18 protein-coding genes are annotated in these 14,962 nt (G+C 66.3%); 16 read left to right on the forward strand and 2 right to left on the reverse strand.

What is annotated here, in order from left to right:
• The first annotated feature begins 53 nt into the window (after positions 1 to 53).
• The 8 genes from AC3A84_RS13430 (at position 54) to AC3A84_RS13465 (ending at position 8,858) form a co-directional block, all read left to right on the forward strand.
• Entirely contained in the window at positions 54 to 1,253 is a 1,200-nt protein-coding gene (locus AC3A84_RS13430) for a tyrosine-type recombinase/integrase (RefSeq protein ID WP_103245827.1), read from the forward strand.
• The gene (locus tag AC3A84_RS13435; protein WP_103245826.1) at positions 1,250 to 2,413 is read left to right on the forward strand and encodes a PDDEXK nuclease domain-containing protein; all 1,164 of its coding nucleotides are present in this window, start codon (positions 1,250 to 1,252) and stop codon (positions 2,411 to 2,413) included. Before AC3A84_RS13430 ends, AC3A84_RS13435 begins: the two co-directional genes overlap by 4 nt.
• A gap of 320 nt (positions 2,414 to 2,733) precedes the next feature.
• The gene (locus tag AC3A84_RS13440) at positions 2,734 to 3,126 is read left to right on the forward strand and encodes an ATPase (RefSeq protein ID WP_103245825.1); all 393 of its coding nucleotides are present in this window, start codon (positions 2,734 to 2,736) and stop codon (positions 3,124 to 3,126) included.
• A gap of 775 nt (positions 3,127 to 3,901) precedes the next feature.
• Entirely contained in the window at positions 3,902 to 4,732 is an 831-nt protein-coding gene (locus tag AC3A84_RS13445) for a DUF932 domain-containing protein (RefSeq protein WP_103245943.1), read from the forward strand.
• Between the two features lie 66 nt (positions 4,733 to 4,798).
• Positions 4,799 to 6,889: a ParB/RepB/Spo0J family partition protein gene (locus tag AC3A84_RS13450; protein WP_066788719.1), complete on the forward strand. Its 2,091-nt coding sequence runs from the start codon at positions 4,799 to 4,801 to the stop codon at positions 6,887 to 6,889.
• 62 nt (positions 6,890 to 6,951) lie between these two features.
• On the forward strand, positions 6,952 to 7,161 hold the full coding sequence (locus AC3A84_RS13455; RefSeq protein WP_059400219.1) for a hypothetical protein: 210 nt from the start codon (positions 6,952 to 6,954) through the stop codon (positions 7,159 to 7,161).
• Positions 7,162 to 7,347: 186 nt separating this feature from the next.
• Entirely contained in the window at positions 7,348 to 7,740 is a 393-nt protein-coding gene (locus tag AC3A84_RS13460) for a YkvA family protein (protein WP_059400218.1), read from the forward strand.
• Between the two features lie 803 nt (positions 7,741 to 8,543).
• Positions 8,544 to 8,858, forward strand: coding sequence for a DUF736 domain-containing protein (locus AC3A84_RS13465; protein WP_009523266.1), 315 nt, complete (start codon positions 8,544 to 8,546; stop codon positions 8,856 to 8,858).
• A gap of 388 nt (positions 8,859 to 9,246) precedes the next feature.
• Here AC3A84_RS13465 and AC3A84_RS13470 read toward each other — a convergent pair whose 3' ends face one another.
• Positions 9,247 to 9,537, reverse strand: a complete 291-nt coding sequence (locus tag AC3A84_RS13470) for a helix-turn-helix domain-containing protein (protein WP_009523267.1) — start codon at positions 9,535 to 9,537, stop codon at positions 9,247 to 9,249.
• Between the two features lie 257 nt (positions 9,538 to 9,794).
• On the opposite strand from AC3A84_RS13470, the gene AC3A84_RS13475 reads away from it, so the two are divergent.
• The 4 genes from AC3A84_RS13475 (at position 9,795) to AC3A84_RS13490 (ending at position 12,494) form a co-directional block, all read left to right on the forward strand.
• Positions 9,795 to 10,145 carry a DUF2958 domain-containing protein gene (locus AC3A84_RS13475; protein ID WP_009523268.1) on the forward strand — a complete coding sequence of 117 codons (351 nt, stop codon included), beginning with the start codon at positions 9,795 to 9,797 and terminating at the stop codon, positions 10,143 to 10,145.
• Positions 10,146 to 10,474: 329 nt separating this feature from the next.
• On the forward strand, positions 10,475 to 11,236 hold the full coding sequence (locus AC3A84_RS13480) for a DUF2285 domain-containing protein (protein ID WP_009523269.1): 762 nt from the start codon (positions 10,475 to 10,477) through the stop codon (positions 11,234 to 11,236).
• Between the two features lie 83 nt (positions 11,237 to 11,319).
• Complete coding sequence (locus AC3A84_RS13485) at positions 11,320 to 11,610, forward strand: helix-turn-helix transcriptional regulator (RefSeq protein ID WP_103245942.1); 291 nt, start codon at positions 11,320 to 11,322, stop codon at positions 11,608 to 11,610.
• Between the two features lie 26 nt (positions 11,611 to 11,636).
• Complete coding sequence (locus AC3A84_RS13490; protein ID WP_059400232.1) at positions 11,637 to 12,494, forward strand: replication initiator protein A; 858 nt, start codon at positions 11,637 to 11,639, stop codon at positions 12,492 to 12,494.
• A gap of 159 nt (positions 12,495 to 12,653) precedes the next feature.
• Here the strand turns inward: AC3A84_RS13490 and AC3A84_RS13495 are convergent, their stop codons facing one another.
• Positions 12,654 to 12,785: a hypothetical protein gene (locus AC3A84_RS13495; RefSeq protein ID WP_255581933.1), complete on the reverse strand. Its 132-nt coding sequence runs from the start codon at positions 12,783 to 12,785 to the stop codon at positions 12,654 to 12,656.
• Between AC3A84_RS13495 and parA the strand changes: the two genes are divergently transcribed.
• The 4 genes from parA to AC3A84_RS13515 are packed head-to-tail and all read left to right on the forward strand — an operon-like array spanning position 12,784 to position 14,829.
• A complete protein-coding gene (gene parA, locus AC3A84_RS13500; protein ID WP_059400215.1) occupies positions 12,784 to 13,422 on the forward strand; it encodes a ParA family partition ATPase in 639 nt (212 codons plus the stop codon). The genes AC3A84_RS13495 and parA overlap by 2 nt on opposite strands.
• Positions 13,419 to 13,703, forward strand: a complete 285-nt coding sequence (locus AC3A84_RS13505; RefSeq protein WP_009523273.1) for a hypothetical protein — start codon at positions 13,419 to 13,421, stop codon at positions 13,701 to 13,703. The genes parA and AC3A84_RS13505 overlap by 4 nt, the downstream gene beginning before the upstream one ends.
• A complete protein-coding gene (locus AC3A84_RS13510; RefSeq protein ID WP_027477922.1) occupies positions 13,700 to 14,245 on the forward strand; it encodes a DUF2840 domain-containing protein in 546 nt (181 codons plus the stop codon). Before AC3A84_RS13505 ends, AC3A84_RS13510 begins: the two co-directional genes overlap by 4 nt.
• Complete coding sequence (locus AC3A84_RS13515; RefSeq protein WP_027477923.1) at positions 14,242 to 14,829, forward strand: S26 family signal peptidase; 588 nt, start codon at positions 14,242 to 14,244, stop codon at positions 14,827 to 14,829. The genes AC3A84_RS13510 and AC3A84_RS13515 overlap by 4 nt, the downstream gene beginning before the upstream one ends.
• The last annotated feature ends 133 nt before the right edge of the window (positions 14,830 to 14,962 follow it).

Here is a 14,962-nt window from a genome sequence, read left to right on the forward strand (position 1 = left end):
CTCTCGCGGCCCCTATGTGGCTCTTGGAAACCGGGTCTTTCCGAGGAGTCATCGTGGCCAAGATCAAGCTCACCAAGACCGCCGTGGAGACGGCGCAACCCCAGGCGCAGGACATCGAACTGCGGGACACCGTGGTGCCCGGCTTCCTGTGCAAGATTACCCCGGCGGGCCGCCGGGTATTCATGCTCCAGTACCGCACGAACGCGGGCGAGCGTCGCAAACCTGCCTTGGGCCTGTTCGGGGAACTGACCGTCGAGCAGGCCCGCGTCATGGCGCAGGACTGGCTGGCTGAAGTTCGCCGGGGCGGCGATCCCGGCGGCGCCAAGGCCGAGGCGCGCAAGGCGCCCACGGTGGAGGCGCTGTGCCAGAAGTTCATGGAGGACTACTCCAAGAAGCGCAACAAGCCCAGCACGCGGCGCGGCTACCAGGCCGTTATTGATCGCTGCATTGTTCCGCTGCTCGGGCGCAAGAAGGTGCAGGACGTGAAGCGGCCTGACGTTGCCGGGCTGATGGAGAAGTTGGCCTACAAACCCGCCGAGGCGAACAACACATTCGGCGTGCTGCGCAAGATGTTCAACCTGGCCGAGGTGTGGGGCTACCGCCCCGACGGCACGAACCCGTGCCGCCACGTTCCGATGTTCCCGCCCGGCAAGGAAACCCGGCTCATCGTGGACGACGAACTGGCGCTGATCTTCCGCCATCTGGAGAAATTGGAGGCGGAAGGACTGGAGAACTACGTCATTCCGCTGGCGATTCGCCTGCAATTCGAGTTCGCGGGCCGCCGCTCCGAAATCTGCACCCTCGAATGGAAGTGGGTTGATTTGGAGAACCGGCGCGTGGTGTGGCCGGACAGCAAGACCGGTGGCCTCTCCAAGCCCATGAGCGCGGAAGCCTATCGGCTGCTTGCGACGGCACCACGCCGGGAAGGCTGCCCTTACGTCCTGCCGTCGCCCAACGACCCGGACAAGCATTTGACCTTTGGCGAGCACTACGGTGGCTGGTGCCGGGTGCTCAAGGCCACGGGCGTGGCTCATGTCGGCACACACGGTATCCGCCACCGATCGACGACCGACATTGCCAATTCGGGCGTGCCGACCAAGGTGGGCATGAAGCTGACAGGCCACAAGACCGTGGCGATGTTCATGCACTATGTCCACACCGAGGACAAGCCAGTGCGCGATGCGGCCGAGCTGGTGGCCAGCCGGCGGCAGGCCATCACGGGTGCGCGCCAGCCTGCGGAGGCGACAGCATGAACAGCACAAAATCGCCCGCAGTGGCGGCCAAGGCTGCCGCCTTGCCTGCCGGCTACGCCGGCATCCACGGCGGCATCGTAGAACTGCTTGACGCTGCACGCCGTGCAACAGCGCGCAGCGTCAATGCGCTGATGACGGCCAGCTATTGGGAAATCGGCCGCCGCATCGTGGAGGCCGAGCAGCAGGGCAAGCGCCGCGCAGGGTACGGCGAGCAGTTGATCGAACGGCTGTCTGCCGACTTGACTGCGCAGTTCGGGCGTGGGTTCAGCCGCCCGAACTTGCAGCAGATGCGGTCGTTCTTCCTGACCCGGCCAATTCGCCAGACAGTGTCTAGCGAATCTTCTCTAGCGCCGTCGCAAGGGCATTTCCTGCTGGCGCAGGGCCGCCCTGGGCGGCTGGACGAACTGGCCCATGTCTTCCCCTTGCCGTGGTCGGCCTATGTGCGGCTGCTGATGGTCAAGGACGACCACGCGCGCCAGTTCTACGAAGCCGAAGCCCTGCGCGGCGGCTGGAGCGTGCGCCAGCTCGACCGGCAGATCGGCAGCCAGTTCTACGAGCGCACGGCGCTGTCGAAGAACAAGGCGGCGATGCTGGTCAAGAGCGCCGTGCCGAAGCCGGATGATGCCGTGACGGTCGATGATGCGATCAAAGACCCGCTCGTGCTGGAGTTCCTTGATCTCAAGGACGAGTATTCGGAATCCGATCTCGAACAAGCCTTGATTCGACGGCTGGAAGATTTCCTGCTGGAGTTGGGCGACGGCTTCACCTTCGTCGGGCGGCAGCGCCGCTTGCGCATCGACCAGACGTGGTATCGCGTCGATCTGCTGTTTTTCCATCGGCGCTTGCGCTGCCTGGTCATCATCGACTTGAAGCTCGGTGCTTTGACCCATGCTGATGTGGGCCAGATGCACTTGTATTGCAACTATGCGAAGGAACACTGGACGTTCCCCGAGGAAAATCCGCCCGTGGGCCTGATTCTCTGCGCCGACAAGGGGCACGCCTTGGCGCGGTACGCGCTGGAAGGCTTGCCCAACAAGGTGATGGCGGCGAACTACAAGATGGTGCTGCCGGATGCCGAGGTGCTGCAAAAGGAACTGGAGAACACGCGGCGGCTGATCGAATCTCGCGTGACGGTGCCTCCCAAGAAGCGCAAGCAATAACCGGGCGTCCCGGCGTGCCGCCGTCGGGCTCGCGGGCTGCGCCCCGCGCTTCGTGCCGAATCGCGGCCATCCGGCTTTGATCCCTGACGCCTCCGGCCCTCTCGGGCCTGCGCGCTCCGCTTGCCGAAAGCCGGGTGCGTGGGTGGTTTGAGGGAGCGGTCTTGCTGTGTCCCTTCACCGTATCACGGCGTTCTCGCCGTCAATGACTGCGCGTGCAGGCACGCTTGCGGCCTGGCGGCCGTCTTCGATCTTTGACTGCTTGCGCTGCGCCGTGAGGGCGACGGTTCCGGGCAATTCCGCCCGTGCAACCGGAGACCGTCATGAACGACAAATCACACGTTTCACTCGAACAGCATGTTTGCCTCGTTTGCGGCACGGCGTTCGATACCGGCGCCATCCTGCTGGACAAGCGCCTGCGCGCGAGCATGGAGCGCCATACGGCGACCGGCTGGGGCCTGTGCCCCAAGCATCAGAAGCTGGCCGACGATGGCTTTGTGGCGCTGGTCGAATGCGATCCGCAGCGCAGCGGTTCGCAGGCCGGCGGGCGCATGAAGCCCGAGCAGGCGTATCGGACGGGCCGACTGGCCCATCTGCGGCGCACGGTGTTCGCGCGGATGTTCAACGTACCGATCGCGGACGAGCAGGCTTGCGTGTTCGTTGAGCCTGGCGTGATCGAGCAGTTGCAGTCGATGACGGCGCCGGCGGCGAGCTGATCGCGCCGCGCTGCCTTCGGTGCGTCGTTCCTTCGGGAGCGGCGCACCTTTCTTCTTGCTGCGCCCGGTGCCGATACCTTCGCGCCTGCGGCGCTGCGCGCTGCGCTTGCACTCCAGGGGAAAGCCCTGCGGGCTATCCCCGCCGCGCAGGCTTGGCGCCCCTCGAAGACCGCCGACCCGGCTGCGCCGGATCGGCCAGACCGCATTCGCAGCAGATCCACGATGCCTTGCGTGTGCTCGTCCTGATTCTGTTGTTTCTTCGGCTTTGAAGGCTGGGCGTCCCCGGCCACCTGGGAGATGGCCGGGCGCGCTGTCGTGCTTCGCATCGAACCCCCTGCGGGGTTTCGCCCCTGTCGGGCTTCCATCGTTCCCTCGCTCCGCTCGGCTGACGCCTCCGGCCCGGCTTCCAGCTTCGGGCCTGCGCGCTTCGCTTGCGTGCGGTCGGCACACAGGGATGGCCGTTGCCATGTCCAGCCGTCTTCCCTGACTTCATCACCTTGTCCGCGACTGTAGCCCGCGGCCTGGTGCCGTCAAGGCGCGCAGGGCCGTGTCCTCGGCTGCGCCTGCGGGCCGCACCAACCCTGCGCTGGTTTCCTTGACGGCCCCCGTCCACGGGCTCCCTTCCGTCGCGGGCGATGAACTCAGGAAAGACGGTGGCAACAGGGCCAACCGGGTTCCTCGTGCCGACCGCACCGAACAGCCGAAAGGCTGGGCTCCGAATCTAGGAATCCGGTGTGCGGTTTTCTTCAACGGCCTTTTTGTTCAGGAGAAAGACATGCAACTCGCATCCCGTTTCGCTTCCCGTTCCCCTTCGCTGCGCAGCGACTGCCCGCTGTCCGATGACCAGATTCGCAGGGTAGCCCCGTCCATCTTCGCGGATGCCCCGCACCAAAGCCGCTCCGAGCGGTACGCCTATATCCCCACGGCGGCAGTTCTGACCGAGCTTCGCAAGGAGGGGTTTCAACCCTTCATGGTGACGCAGACCCGCGTGCGCGATGAAGGCAAGCGCGAGCACACCAAGCACATGCTGCGCCTGCGCCATGCCAGCCAGATCAACGGCGCGGAGGCTAACGAAATCGTGCTGCTGAACTCCCATGATGGCACCAGCAGCTATCAGATGCTGGCCGGAATGTTCCGGTTCGTGTGCAGCAATGGCCTTGTGTGCGGCGACACCGTGGCGGACGTGCGCGTACCCCATAAGGGCGACGTGGCCGGTTCCGTCATCGAAGGCGCTTTCGAGGTGTTGAGCGGCTTCGAGCGGGTGAAGGAATCCCGCGATGCCATGCGCGCTATCACGCTGGATGAAGGCGAAGCCGAAGTGTTCGCCCGTTCCGCGCTGGCCCTCAAGTACGACCCCACGGACAACAAGCCCGCGCCCATCACGGAGTCGCAAATCCTGATGCCGCGCCGGTTTGATGACCGACGCCCCGACCTGTGGAGCGTGTTCAACCGCACGCAGGAGAACTTGACCAAGGGCGGATTGCATGGCCGCAGCGCCAACGGACGCCGCCAGCAGACCCGACCCGTGCAGGGCATTGATTCCGATGTGCGCCTGAATCGCGCCCTCTGGATGTTGGCCGATGGCCTGCGCCAGTTGAAAGCCTGAACCGTTCCCCCGCCGGAGGGGCGGCTTCCCCTCCATTCCCTTGTTTCACTCGATTGGAGAGTCACCATGAACGCCATCACCCAAACCGAAGCCCGCGCCGTCAATACCGCCGCAGCTATTCCGCTGGAAGCTGCCGACCCGACCAAGAACCTGATTCTGGTTCCGCTGTCGCGGCTGGTGCTGCGCCCCGCTGGCCGCAACGTGCGCAAGACCCCGCGCATGTCCATTCCCGAACTGGCCGCATCCATCCAGCGTGTGGGTCTGCTGCAAAACCTGATCGTGATCGCATCCGCCGATGGCGAGCATTACGAAGTTGTGGCCGGTGGCCGTCGCCTCGCCGCGTTGAAGCTGCTGGCGAAGAAACACCGCATCGCCAAGGATTGGGAGGTGCCTTGCCTGCTGGTGGCCGATGGCACGGCCCGCACGGCCAGCCTCACCGAGAACGTGCAGCGCGAAGCCATGCACCCGGCAGACCAGTTTGAAGCCTTCGCGGCGCTGGTGGCCGAAGGCCGACCCATCGAGGACATTGCGGCGGATTTCTCCGTTACGCCGCTGGTGGTGCAGCGCCGTTTGAAGCTGGCGAATGTCTCGCCGCGCCTGATGGCCGACTACCGGGCCGATGCCGTCACGCTCGATCAGTTGATGGCCCTTGCCATCACCGATGACCACGCCGCGCAGGAAGCCGCGTTCTACGATGCACCGCAGTGGCAGCGCCACCCATCCCACTTGCGCGAACGCCTGACCGAAAGGGAAATCGACGCCTGCCGGCATCCGCTGGTGCGCTTTGTCGGGCTGGACAGCTACGAGGCCGCAGGCGGTGGCGTGCGCCGTGACCTGTTCGCGGAAGATGATGCGGGTGTGTATCTGACCGATGCCGCGCTGCTGGAACGGCTGGCGCAAGACAAGCTGGCGGGCATCGCCGCCACTGTCCGCGCCGAGGGTTGGGCCTGGGTGGATGCCACGCCGGGCGTGACCCATGCCGACCTGCACGCTTTCCAGCGTGCGCCGAGAGAGCGGCGCGAGCCGAACAAGCGCGAAGCCGCACGCATCGAGAAGCTGCAAGCCCGGATGCACCAACTGGCCGAAGCCGTGGATGCCGCGCTGGACGCCGACGACGAGGACAAGGCCGACGCCGACGCCTTGCAGGAGGAAGGCGAAGCCGTGGGCGAACAGTTGCAGGCGCTGGAAGATGGCTTGCAGGACTACGGCGCGAACGTGAAGGCCGCAGCCGGTGCCATCGTCACCATCGACCGCAACGGCGAGGCCGTGATTCATCGCGGCCTGATGCGCGAGGCCGAAGCCAAGGCGCTGCGCACGCTGGAAAAGCTGCGCCAGGGTTTCAGCGACCCGGACGCCGCGAACGATGACGAGGGCGAGGACGGAGACGACGACAGGCAGCCCAAGACCGCCGCCATGTCCGACCGGCTGGCGCAACGCTTGAGCGCCCACCGCACCGCCGCGCTGCAAATCGAAGTCGCACGGCATCCGCAAGCTGCGCTGGCAGCTGTGGTGCATGGCATGGTGCAGACCGCCTTGCAGGAAAGCCGCTACGGCCGCAGCCGTGATTCTCTGCCGCTGGGCGTCGGCCTGAAAGTGCAAGACCGGCTGGAAGGCATGGCCCCGGACTGGCCGGGATCGCCTGCCGCCGTGGCGCTGCGCGAACTGCAACAGGTAGCGGGCGAAGCCTTGCCGGACGACAGCGCCGAATTGTTCGCCGTGCTGCTGACGAAGCCGCAAGACGAGCTGGTCAAGCTGCTGGCCGTGTGCGTGGCTTCCACGGTGGACGTGGTGACGCCTCGCGCCACGCCGCACCAGCCCGGCGAAGAACTGGCGCAGGCCGTGGGCCTCGACATGGCCGCATGGTGGCAGCCGACCGCCGAAGGCTACTTCAAGCATGTTTCCAAGGCCGTGATTCTGGAGGCCGTGGGCGAGTTCGCGCCGGAATCCGTCACCCGGCTGGGTAAGCTCAAGAAGGCCGACATTGCCAGCGAAGCCGAGCGGCTGGCCGATGGCACGGGCTGGATGCCTGCCATCTTCAAGGCCGCAGGCCCGCAGCAGGCAGTGCAGGAAAGCGCGCAGGAGGAAGGCCCGGAGCAGGACGCCCCGGAGGATGCCGAGGCAATGGCGGATGAAACCGCCGAGGCGCTGGCCGCTTGACCCGCGCCGAAGGCAAGCGCCCCGGCTTCGACCGGGGCGCTTCGGCGAAAGGAGAAGCCCCCATGACCCGCATCACCAGCAGCCGCCAGCGCATGGCGGCGATCTACGCCCCCGGCACAACACGCGCCCGCCGCTGGCACGGCGATGGCGACGTGCGCGGCTACCGCCCGCCCTCGGGCTGGTCGGCCCGCGCTGACCTCACCGACATTCATCCCATCACGGGTCGCGCCTTGGCTCGCGCCGTGTGGTGGATCATCGAGACGAAGGAATAACCATCGTCAGCACCGCGCCCAGGCCGTTCCGTCCTGGGCGCGGTGTTGAAGCCGAACAGCCGGAACATCACGCCGCCGCCCTCGCTCTGGCTCGGGCGGCGGCGTTGCAGGCATCGCGGTGGTGCGCGATGCCAGTATGTGCCGATCGGGTCAATCGGCTATTTCTGCTATGCCACACTTTCCGGCATGAGTATCAGCACCACCATGAAGACTTGGGCCAAGCGCATCAAACGCGATGGCGTGACGCTGTGGTTTGCCGGCAAGCATCCCCGCACGCCTTGGTATGCCAAGGCGCTGGGGTTGTTCGTGGTGGCCTATGCCCTGAGTCCCATCGACCTAATTCCAGACTTCATCCCGGTGCTGGGCTATCTGGACGATGTGATTCTGTTGCCCGTGCTGATCTGGCTGACCGTGAAGCTGTTGCCGTCCGAGGTGCTGGCGGAGTGCCGTGTGCAGGCCGATGAATGGATGCGAACAGAAGGGGCCAAGCCAAGGAGCCGATTCGGGGCCGTGATGATCTTGATGCTGTGGCTGGCGATGGGGGTGGCGTTGTGGCTCTGGCTCAAGCCGCATCTGTAGGCTGTTCATGATGGCGTACTGAATGGGCTGGGCGTGTCGGCGCAATGCGCCGCCGGGCTTTCGGGCTGCGCCCCGTGCCGACTTCGCCGTCACGGCCATTCGGCGTCAATCCCTCACGCCTTCGCGCCTGCGGCGCTGCGCGCTGCGCTTGCCTCCAGGAGAAAGCCCAGCGGGCTATCCCCGCCGCGCGATGCTTGGCGCCCCTCAATGCTGCCGAACCGGCGAAGCCGGATCGGCTTGGCCAGCGCCCCGCCGCAGTGGACGGTACGTTGGCGAACACGCTGAGACTTGCTGCGGCAGGTTGTGCGAATGCGTGCCGTCCTCAACGCTGGCGGTTCGTGCCCATCACGTCATGAAGGACGGCTCACGGACATCCCGCCCGGCATCGCCATGGAACTTCCACGCCACGCCTCAAGACCAGCGCCGCAAAGTGCGGCAGGGGCGTTCTCGCCCGTCGTTGGGGTATTGACCTGGCCCGCGTCTGGGAGCGAGCCGGTGCAGCCTTCGTGCGGGAATGCCGAGCCGGCCCTGTCTCCTTTCGGTGCGGTTCGGCCCAAAGCGTCCTTGTGTTGTTGTGAATCCTGGCGGGGGCGCGGCTGCGCCTCGGGCTTCCTGGCTGCAACCGTCCAGCGAAAACAATTTCCCCTCTGCTGCGCAGATTCCTCGCGGGACAAATTCTTTTCGCCTCCCGGCTCTCCACTGCGTTGCGACCGCAAGCGGTGCAGCCCGCCCGTCCCCCGCCGGCCGGATCACAACAAGGACGCGATGGGCGCGAACCTTGTTCCACCAAAAGGAGATCCATCATGGCCAACATCGGCACCTTCACCGCAGACAAAGACGGCTTCACCGGCACGCTTCGCACCCTGACGCTCAACGTCAAGGTCAAGCTGGTGCCCAACGACAAGGGCGACAACGAGAAGGCCCCTGACTTCCGCCTGCAGGCCGCCAGCCACGACATCGGCGCGGCGTGGAAGAAGACCAGCGAGGCCGGGCGGGAGTACATCTCCGTGACCCTCGACGATCCTTCGTTCCCGGCCACGGTCTACGCCCGCCTGATCGAAGACGAGGACGGCACGCACGACCTGATCTGGTCGCGCAGCAAGCCCCAGGCGGCCTGACGGCCGCCAGCGCCCCGCCCACGCGGCGGGGCGCTGTGTTGCGAATGCTGCGCTGTATCGGCAAGCAGAATGGCTTGGCAGTGTGCGGGATGTGTCTTGCCTGGCTACCAAGCAATGGCTTGAATTGGTAGAGGTACATGCGGGGCGGGTCGGTGCTGCGCACCACCGGGCTTTGCGGGCTCCGCCCCGTGCCGACTACGCCGTCACGGCCATTCGGCTCCAATCCCTGCCGCCTTCGCGCCTGCGGCGCTGCGCGCTTCGCTTGCCTCCAAGGGATCGGCGCCAGGCCCATCCCCGCCGCGCGGTGCTTGGCGCCCCTCGATACCGCCGAACCGGCTGGCACCGGATCGGCCTGGCACGCCCCGCCATGATGGCGGGGCTTCGGCGGCTATGCCTGGGCTACCGCCAGCAGTTCTTCGGCCTTGCTCATCAGCACTGCCGTGCTGCATTCGAGTGCGCTGGCGATCTTGAAGATGATCGCCAGCGTGGGCATGTGCTCGCCACGCTCGACCTTGCCCATGTGCGAACGCTCGATGCCCGCGAGGTGCGCCAGCGACTCCTGCGCGATGCCGCGCTCCGTCCGCAACGCGCGCACCGCCGCGCCGAAGGCTTGCGCCAGTTCGGCATCGAAGGTGGTGGCGCCCGCTGGCCGGCCGCGCTGGATGGATCGCTTCTGCATGGACAGAAGCGTCAAGTCGCAGCACAATTAAAACCACGTTATCTTTAACTCTTTCACGGCTCTGGCCTTATTCGTGCTTTTACGGAAATCCGCTTTTGCGGATTCCGACAGAACCGGAGAACCGCCTACGTGCCTTTCCAGATTTCTACAATTCTGTTTTTGCGCTTTCGTGTTTCCAAGGCTTTGGTGGAACACGCATCCGTGCTTCGGCGCGGAAGCGCAAAACCGGCAATCCATGTTGGAACAGGAGCACCACGATGAACGCTCCCCTCGTCACCGATGCGCAGCGCGCCGCGCTGCTGGAGAACGGGCGGCGGGCCGCCGCCGGTGAACCGCACGACCCGTTGCCGGTCGTGCGGTTGTTCACCCCCGACGCGCACGCCATCTGGCTGCTGGCCTCGCTCGATCCTGCCGATGACGATACGGCGACCGGCATCATGGACGTGGGCATTGGTATGCCAGAGCTGGGCCGCATCAAGCTGTCCGACCTGGCCTCCATCGTCGGCCCGAACAAACAGCCCGTGATGCGGGATTTGTATTTCCAGGCAGTGCGCCCGTTGTCGGAATACCTGCGGCTGGCCCAGGAGAACGGTTCCATCGTTGATTGAACCGTTCGCGCTCCGGCCAAGCCGGGCGCATTCAGACTATTTCGGTCTTGCTCCAGACCTTTTCGATCTGAATTCGCACTCTGCTTCAAACCCGAATATCTGTGACTGAAACAGTCACGATCTTTCGCGCGGCTTGCGGCACGGTGTTTTATGCCGCGTGACATTTTTGGGTCAGGCGGCCGTCGCATTCAGACGGATTTCGCAACTCGCCGGAGCCTATCGGTCTTGACACCAGAAGTTACAGCTTAACCGGATTTCCACCTTGATTTGAGGCTCCCGCATGTTCGCCGCCGTGGCGACGTTCCTGCTGTTCGACAGGAGCTTTCGTCATGGTCAGCCCTCACCATTTCGCGCACTGGTATCCCACGGCCGCTTACCTCTACGTCCTGGGGCTGGACACGCTCGCACTGGCCTGGGAGTACCTGCGCCGCCATCCTGATTACCGGCTCGACTGGCTGCGCCGTGCGCGTCGCTCTGATGCTGGGCATCGCTGGGGCTTGCGCCTGCTGGAAGACCCGGCGCTGGATGCGCGTGACGCGCACCCGGCCTGGCTGCCCGGCCACACTGGTGTGGTGCAGCTCTACCCTGATGCTGATCCGCCGCCCGACGCCGCCGCATTCGACTTCTGGAACATCCCCGGCCACAAACACCTGCTCCACGACGGCAAGCGACTGGCGCTGATCGCGCGCAGCCCCGGCCAGTGCCTGCGCTTCGCGCTGGCGCCCGGCCTGGAGGACGGCATGGCTGTCGCCTATGCCCATCACGGCGGTGCTGCCGCACCTGCACGCGGCCATGCGCCCGGTGCGGCGCTGGCCGATGCGCGGCCCCGGCCATCGCATTCGGCCTTGCTGGAACTGCACACCTTGCAGGCGCTCGACGCGGCCCTGACGGGCGCGTCCTTGCGCGACGTGGCCGAAGGTTTGTTCGGCGTGGATGCCGCGGCTGGTTGGTACAGCGACGGCGGCCTGCGCTCCAAGGTGCGCCGCCTGACGCGGCGCGGCGATGCGCTGATGCGCGGCGGCTATCGCCGCCTAGCACAGCTTGCTCCGCTTGAGAAGGGTCGTTTTGAAGGCCACGCAAAACGACCCTGAGCAGGAGAGCTTCGTTTTCTGAGACTGCCTCCATCCGGTTGCGCTGTGTGGCCGGAGCTTTGAAAGCTATGGAGGTTCTCACCATGCGTCCCGCTCCCTTGCGGCCTGCCGCCGCTCCCGCAACCACCTCGACCGCTACCGCGCAACCGCAGCGTTATCTCACCAACGACGAAGCTGCCGACTACCTGCGGCTGTCGCCGCGCACACTGGAAAAGCAGCGCGTGCTGGGTGGCGGCCCCAAGTTCCGCAAGTTCGGCCGCCGCGTCATGTACGCCGTGGCCGACCTCGATGCCTGGGCCGCCGAGCGCAGCTACGAAACTACGTCCGATCCCGAATACGCCGAGCAGCACTCGGCGGACAGCCGTGCGCGCTGATCGTTGGCGAGCGGGTGGCCTTCGCCATGTCCAGCCCTGCGCTGCCGTCCCGGCAGCGGCCCGTGCCAGAGCGCGAACAGCTCGACCTGTTCCGCGCCCTGCCGGGCGACATGGCACCGCGCGACAGCCAGGACTTGATGGCCTTTCCGTTCTTCTCGCTGGCGAAGTCGCGGCGCGTAGCGCCTATCGACTTCCAAGCCAGTGGGGTGACGATCCGCGTGGAGGGTACACAGGAGCACGGCATCGCCACGATCTGGGATGCGGACATCCTGATCTGGGCTGCGAGCCAGATTGTGGAAGCGCGCGACGCGGGCCTGCGCCCGTCGCGGCTGATGCAGGCCACACCCTACGAGATCCTGCGCTTCATCGGGCGCGGTACGTCGCTGCGCGATTACCAGCGTCTCAAGGCCGCGCTGGATCGGCTGCAGTCGACCACGGTGGCCACATCCATTCGGGAGACCACAGGAAGGCGGCTGCACCGCTTCTCGTGGATCAACGAATGGAAGGAACTGGCCGATGCCAAGGGCACGCCCTTGGGGCTGGAGCTGATCCTGCCAGACTGGTTCTATGCCGGCGTGATGGATGCCGCCCTGGTGCTGACCATCGACCCAGCGTATTTCCGGCTCACGGGCGGCATCGAGCGGTGGCTGTACCGGCTGGTGCGAAAGCACGGTGGGCGACAGCCGGGGGGCTGGCAATTCGACTTCCAGCACCTGTACCGCAAATCGGGCAGCGTGGCGCGGTACTACGACTTCGCCGCCGACCTGCGGGCGCTGGTGGCTCGGCAAGCCTTGCCCGGCTATCGCCTGGGCATCGAATACCTCAGCACTGCTGCCGCGCCGCTGCTGACGTTTCGGCCCGTGCCGCCCACGGCACGGGGATAACTGCGGCAAAGCCTGTGGACGGGCTCGTGCTATCAGGCAACAGAAGTATCGTGCTATCAGGCAACGAATCCTCGTGCTATCAGGCAACAAAATCGGCCGCAAACCCAATGCTGGCGCGGGTTTCGGCCTCTCTTAACTTATCTAACTTAATTCCTAACATTAGTAGTAGCAGTGCGGCGTTTCGGTGGACAACCACCAAACGGCACGCGCGGGCCAGTGATTTTTGCCACCGGCAAGCCGGTTTTGCAGGCCGATCAAAGGCAGGTTTTCCAGCAAGGAGGGCTGCGCCATGATCGTCGCGCTGCTCAATCAGAAAGGCGGCGTGGGCAAGACCACGCTCGCCACCCACATCGCCGGCGAGCTGGCGATGCGCGGCCAGCATGTCGTGCTGCTGGACGCCGACCCCCAAAGCTCCGCGCTGGACTGGACGCAGCGCCGCAGCCAGCAAGGTTTGCCAAGGCTGTTCAGCGCCGTGGGCCTCGCACGCGAAACCCTGCACCAGGAGGCACCAGAACTCGCCAGGCGGGCCGATCACGTCGTCATCGACGGCCCGCCGCGCATCGCCGCCTTGGCACGCTCCGCGCTGCTGGCGGCCGAGCGCGTGCTGATCCCGGTGCAGCCCAGCCCCTACGACCTGTGGGCCAGCGCTGAGATGGTGGCGCTGATCCGCGAGGCGCAAGTCTTTCGGCCTACGCTGCGCGCGGCCTTCGTCATCAACCGGCGCGTCAGTACCACCGTCATCGGACGCGAAGCACGCGGCGCGCTGGCTGAGCAGCCGCTTCCTGCGCTGCGCGCGGAAGTACATCAACGCATCGTGTTCGCCGACAGCGTGGCCGCTGGCCGGCTGGCACGCGAGACGGCACCGGACAGCGCCGCCGCGCGCGAAATCACTGCGCTGGTGGACGAACTGCTGCGGTGGCCGACATGACTGCGAAGCCGCCACCGAACAGCAAACGCACGGTAAAGCGCGTCGGCATCGGCGCGCGTCCGCCCGCGAATCCGCACGCCGAGGCGTGGATTCGCCAGGGCGACGCCGATGCGCTGGGCAAGGGCGACCTCTATACGGCCCGCCTCACGCTCGACATCACGCCCGCCATGCGGGCGCGCATCAAGGTGTCGGCCTTCACGCAGGGCGTGACCGTGGCCGACCTGCTGCGCGGCCTGCTGGAGCGGGAGTTTCCAGAACACCGCAGGGAGAACACGCCATGACTGCATCCGCTTCGTCTGCCCCCGCGCCTGTTGCCTTCGCGGCCACGGCTGCGCTCGCAGCACCTTCCGGCCAGCCTGCCAGCGCGCCGCTGACGCGCGTGGCGCTGGCCTACATCGAACCGCGCTTCAAGCTCTACCTGCGCTTCGGCGAACCTGCGCGCACGCACCAGCTCGACCGCTGGCGGCGCTGCGCCGTGTTCCTGCCGGGCGCCATGTTCTGCCGCATTCGCTGGCAGGCCAACGACTACGGCACGATCCGCTGGCAGCTCATGGTGATGCAGGCTTGCACGCCGCTCGATGCGGCGCAGCGCATCCCCGGCGTTCAGCCGAGTGCACGCCTGCTGCTGCACGTCGAGGGCGACAACCAGGTGCGCGCCGTGCTGGAACGCATCGCCGCTATCGAGGCGCTGGGCATCGCGCCCGCTACCGCCTCGCCCGCGTACTGGCGCACGCTGGGCAACCGGCTCGCTGCGCGCTTGCCGTTGCCCGAATACAGCGCCGAGCGGCACGCCGCCTGGCTGGTCGGGAGGGCGCTGCCATGACCGCTGTTTCCACCGCCGGCACAACGCCGCGTTCTCGCTCGCGCCTGCGCGCTCGCCTCGTGCTGGCGGGCCTGTCCGCCTGCGGCCTCGCTGCGCTGGCCTGGGCGTCTTTCGTGCATCCACTGCCGCGCCTGACCTACAACCCGTCCGACAGCGTGGCGGTCGGTTGGTATCGCGTCGATCCACTTGACCATCGCACCAGCTCGCTGCCACGTCCGTTGTCCGTGGGCAGCATCGTGCTGGTGCCGCTGCCCGCAGAGGCCGCCGCGCTCGCTGCGCAGCGCGGCTACCTACCGACGCGCATCCCGTTGCTCAAGCGCGTGGGCGCGGTCGCGCCGCAGGAGGTGTGCATCGCTGACGGCAAAGTCCGCATCGACGGCGTGCCTTCGGCCGCCGTGCTGTCTGCCGATCGCTGGGGCCGGCCGCTGCCATCCTGGCCGCAGTGCCGCCGCCTTCGGCCTGGCGAGCTGTTTTTGCTCAGTGCGACTAACCCGGCGTCATTCGACAGCCGGTATTTCGGGCCGGTCAGCGCCGCCGCCGTGATCGGCGTTGCACGTCCGGTCTGGCTGGAGTCACGCCCATGATCGCCGCCGATTCGCTGCGCATCATCGTGCCATCGGGCGTGTCGTTCTGCTGTTCGTCCCCGTGTCGTCGCGCGTGCAGTGCGGGTGCATTCGCACCGCACTTCGCGCTGCCTCCGGTGCGGCAGTCCAACGT

This window comes from Paracidovorax sp. (genome assembly GCF_057642795.1).

Coding starts and splice junctions, on each gene's coding strand:
- AC3A84_RS13435 (WP_103245826.1), top strand. CDS start 1,250: ATGAACAGCACAAAATCGCCCGCAGTGGCGGCCAAGGCTGCCGCCTTG.
- AC3A84_RS13465 (WP_009523266.1), top strand. CDS start 8,544: ATGGCCAACATCGGCACCTTCACCGCAGACAAAGACGGCTTCACCGGC.
- AC3A84_RS13515 (WP_027477923.1), top strand. CDS start 14,242: ATGACCGCTGTTTCCACCGCCGGCACAACGCCGCGTTCTCGCTCGCGC.
- AC3A84_RS13475 (WP_009523268.1), top strand. CDS start 9,795: ATGAACGCTCCCCTCGTCACCGATGCGCAGCGCGCCGCGCTGCTGGAG.
- AC3A84_RS13505 (WP_009523273.1), top strand. CDS start 13,419: ATGACTGCGAAGCCGCCACCGAACAGCAAACGCACGGTAAAGCGCGTC.
- AC3A84_RS13450 (WP_066788719.1), top strand. CDS start 4,799: ATGAACGCCATCACCCAAACCGAAGCCCGCGCCGTCAATACCGCCGCA.
- AC3A84_RS13445 (WP_103245943.1), top strand. CDS start 3,902: ATGCAACTCGCATCCCGTTTCGCTTCCCGTTCCCCTTCGCTGCGCAGC.
- AC3A84_RS13480 (WP_009523269.1), top strand. CDS start 10,475: ATGGTCAGCCCTCACCATTTCGCGCACTGGTATCCCACGGCCGCTTAC.
- AC3A84_RS13495 (WP_255581933.1), bottom strand. CDS start 12,785: ATGGCGCAGCCCTCCTTGCTGGAAAACCTGCCTTTGATCGGCCTGCAA.
- parA (WP_059400215.1), top strand. CDS start 12,784: ATGATCGTCGCGCTGCTCAATCAGAAAGGCGGCGTGGGCAAGACCACG.
- AC3A84_RS13440 (WP_103245825.1), top strand. CDS start 2,734: ATGAACGACAAATCACACGTTTCACTCGAACAGCATGTTTGCCTCGTT.
- AC3A84_RS13460 (WP_059400218.1), top strand. CDS start 7,348: ATGAGTATCAGCACCACCATGAAGACTTGGGCCAAGCGCATCAAACGC.
- AC3A84_RS13455 (WP_059400219.1), top strand. CDS start 6,952: ATGACCCGCATCACCAGCAGCCGCCAGCGCATGGCGGCGATCTACGCC.
- AC3A84_RS13485 (WP_103245942.1), top strand. CDS start 11,320: ATGCGTCCCGCTCCCTTGCGGCCTGCCGCCGCTCCCGCAACCACCTCG.
- AC3A84_RS13510 (WP_027477922.1), top strand. CDS start 13,700: ATGACTGCATCCGCTTCGTCTGCCCCCGCGCCTGTTGCCTTCGCGGCC.
- AC3A84_RS13490 (WP_059400232.1), top strand. CDS start 11,637: ATGTCCAGCCCTGCGCTGCCGTCCCGGCAGCGGCCCGTGCCAGAGCGC.
- AC3A84_RS13470 (WP_009523267.1), bottom strand. CDS start 9,537: ATGCAGAAGCGATCCATCCAGCGCGGCCGGCCAGCGGGCGCCACCACC.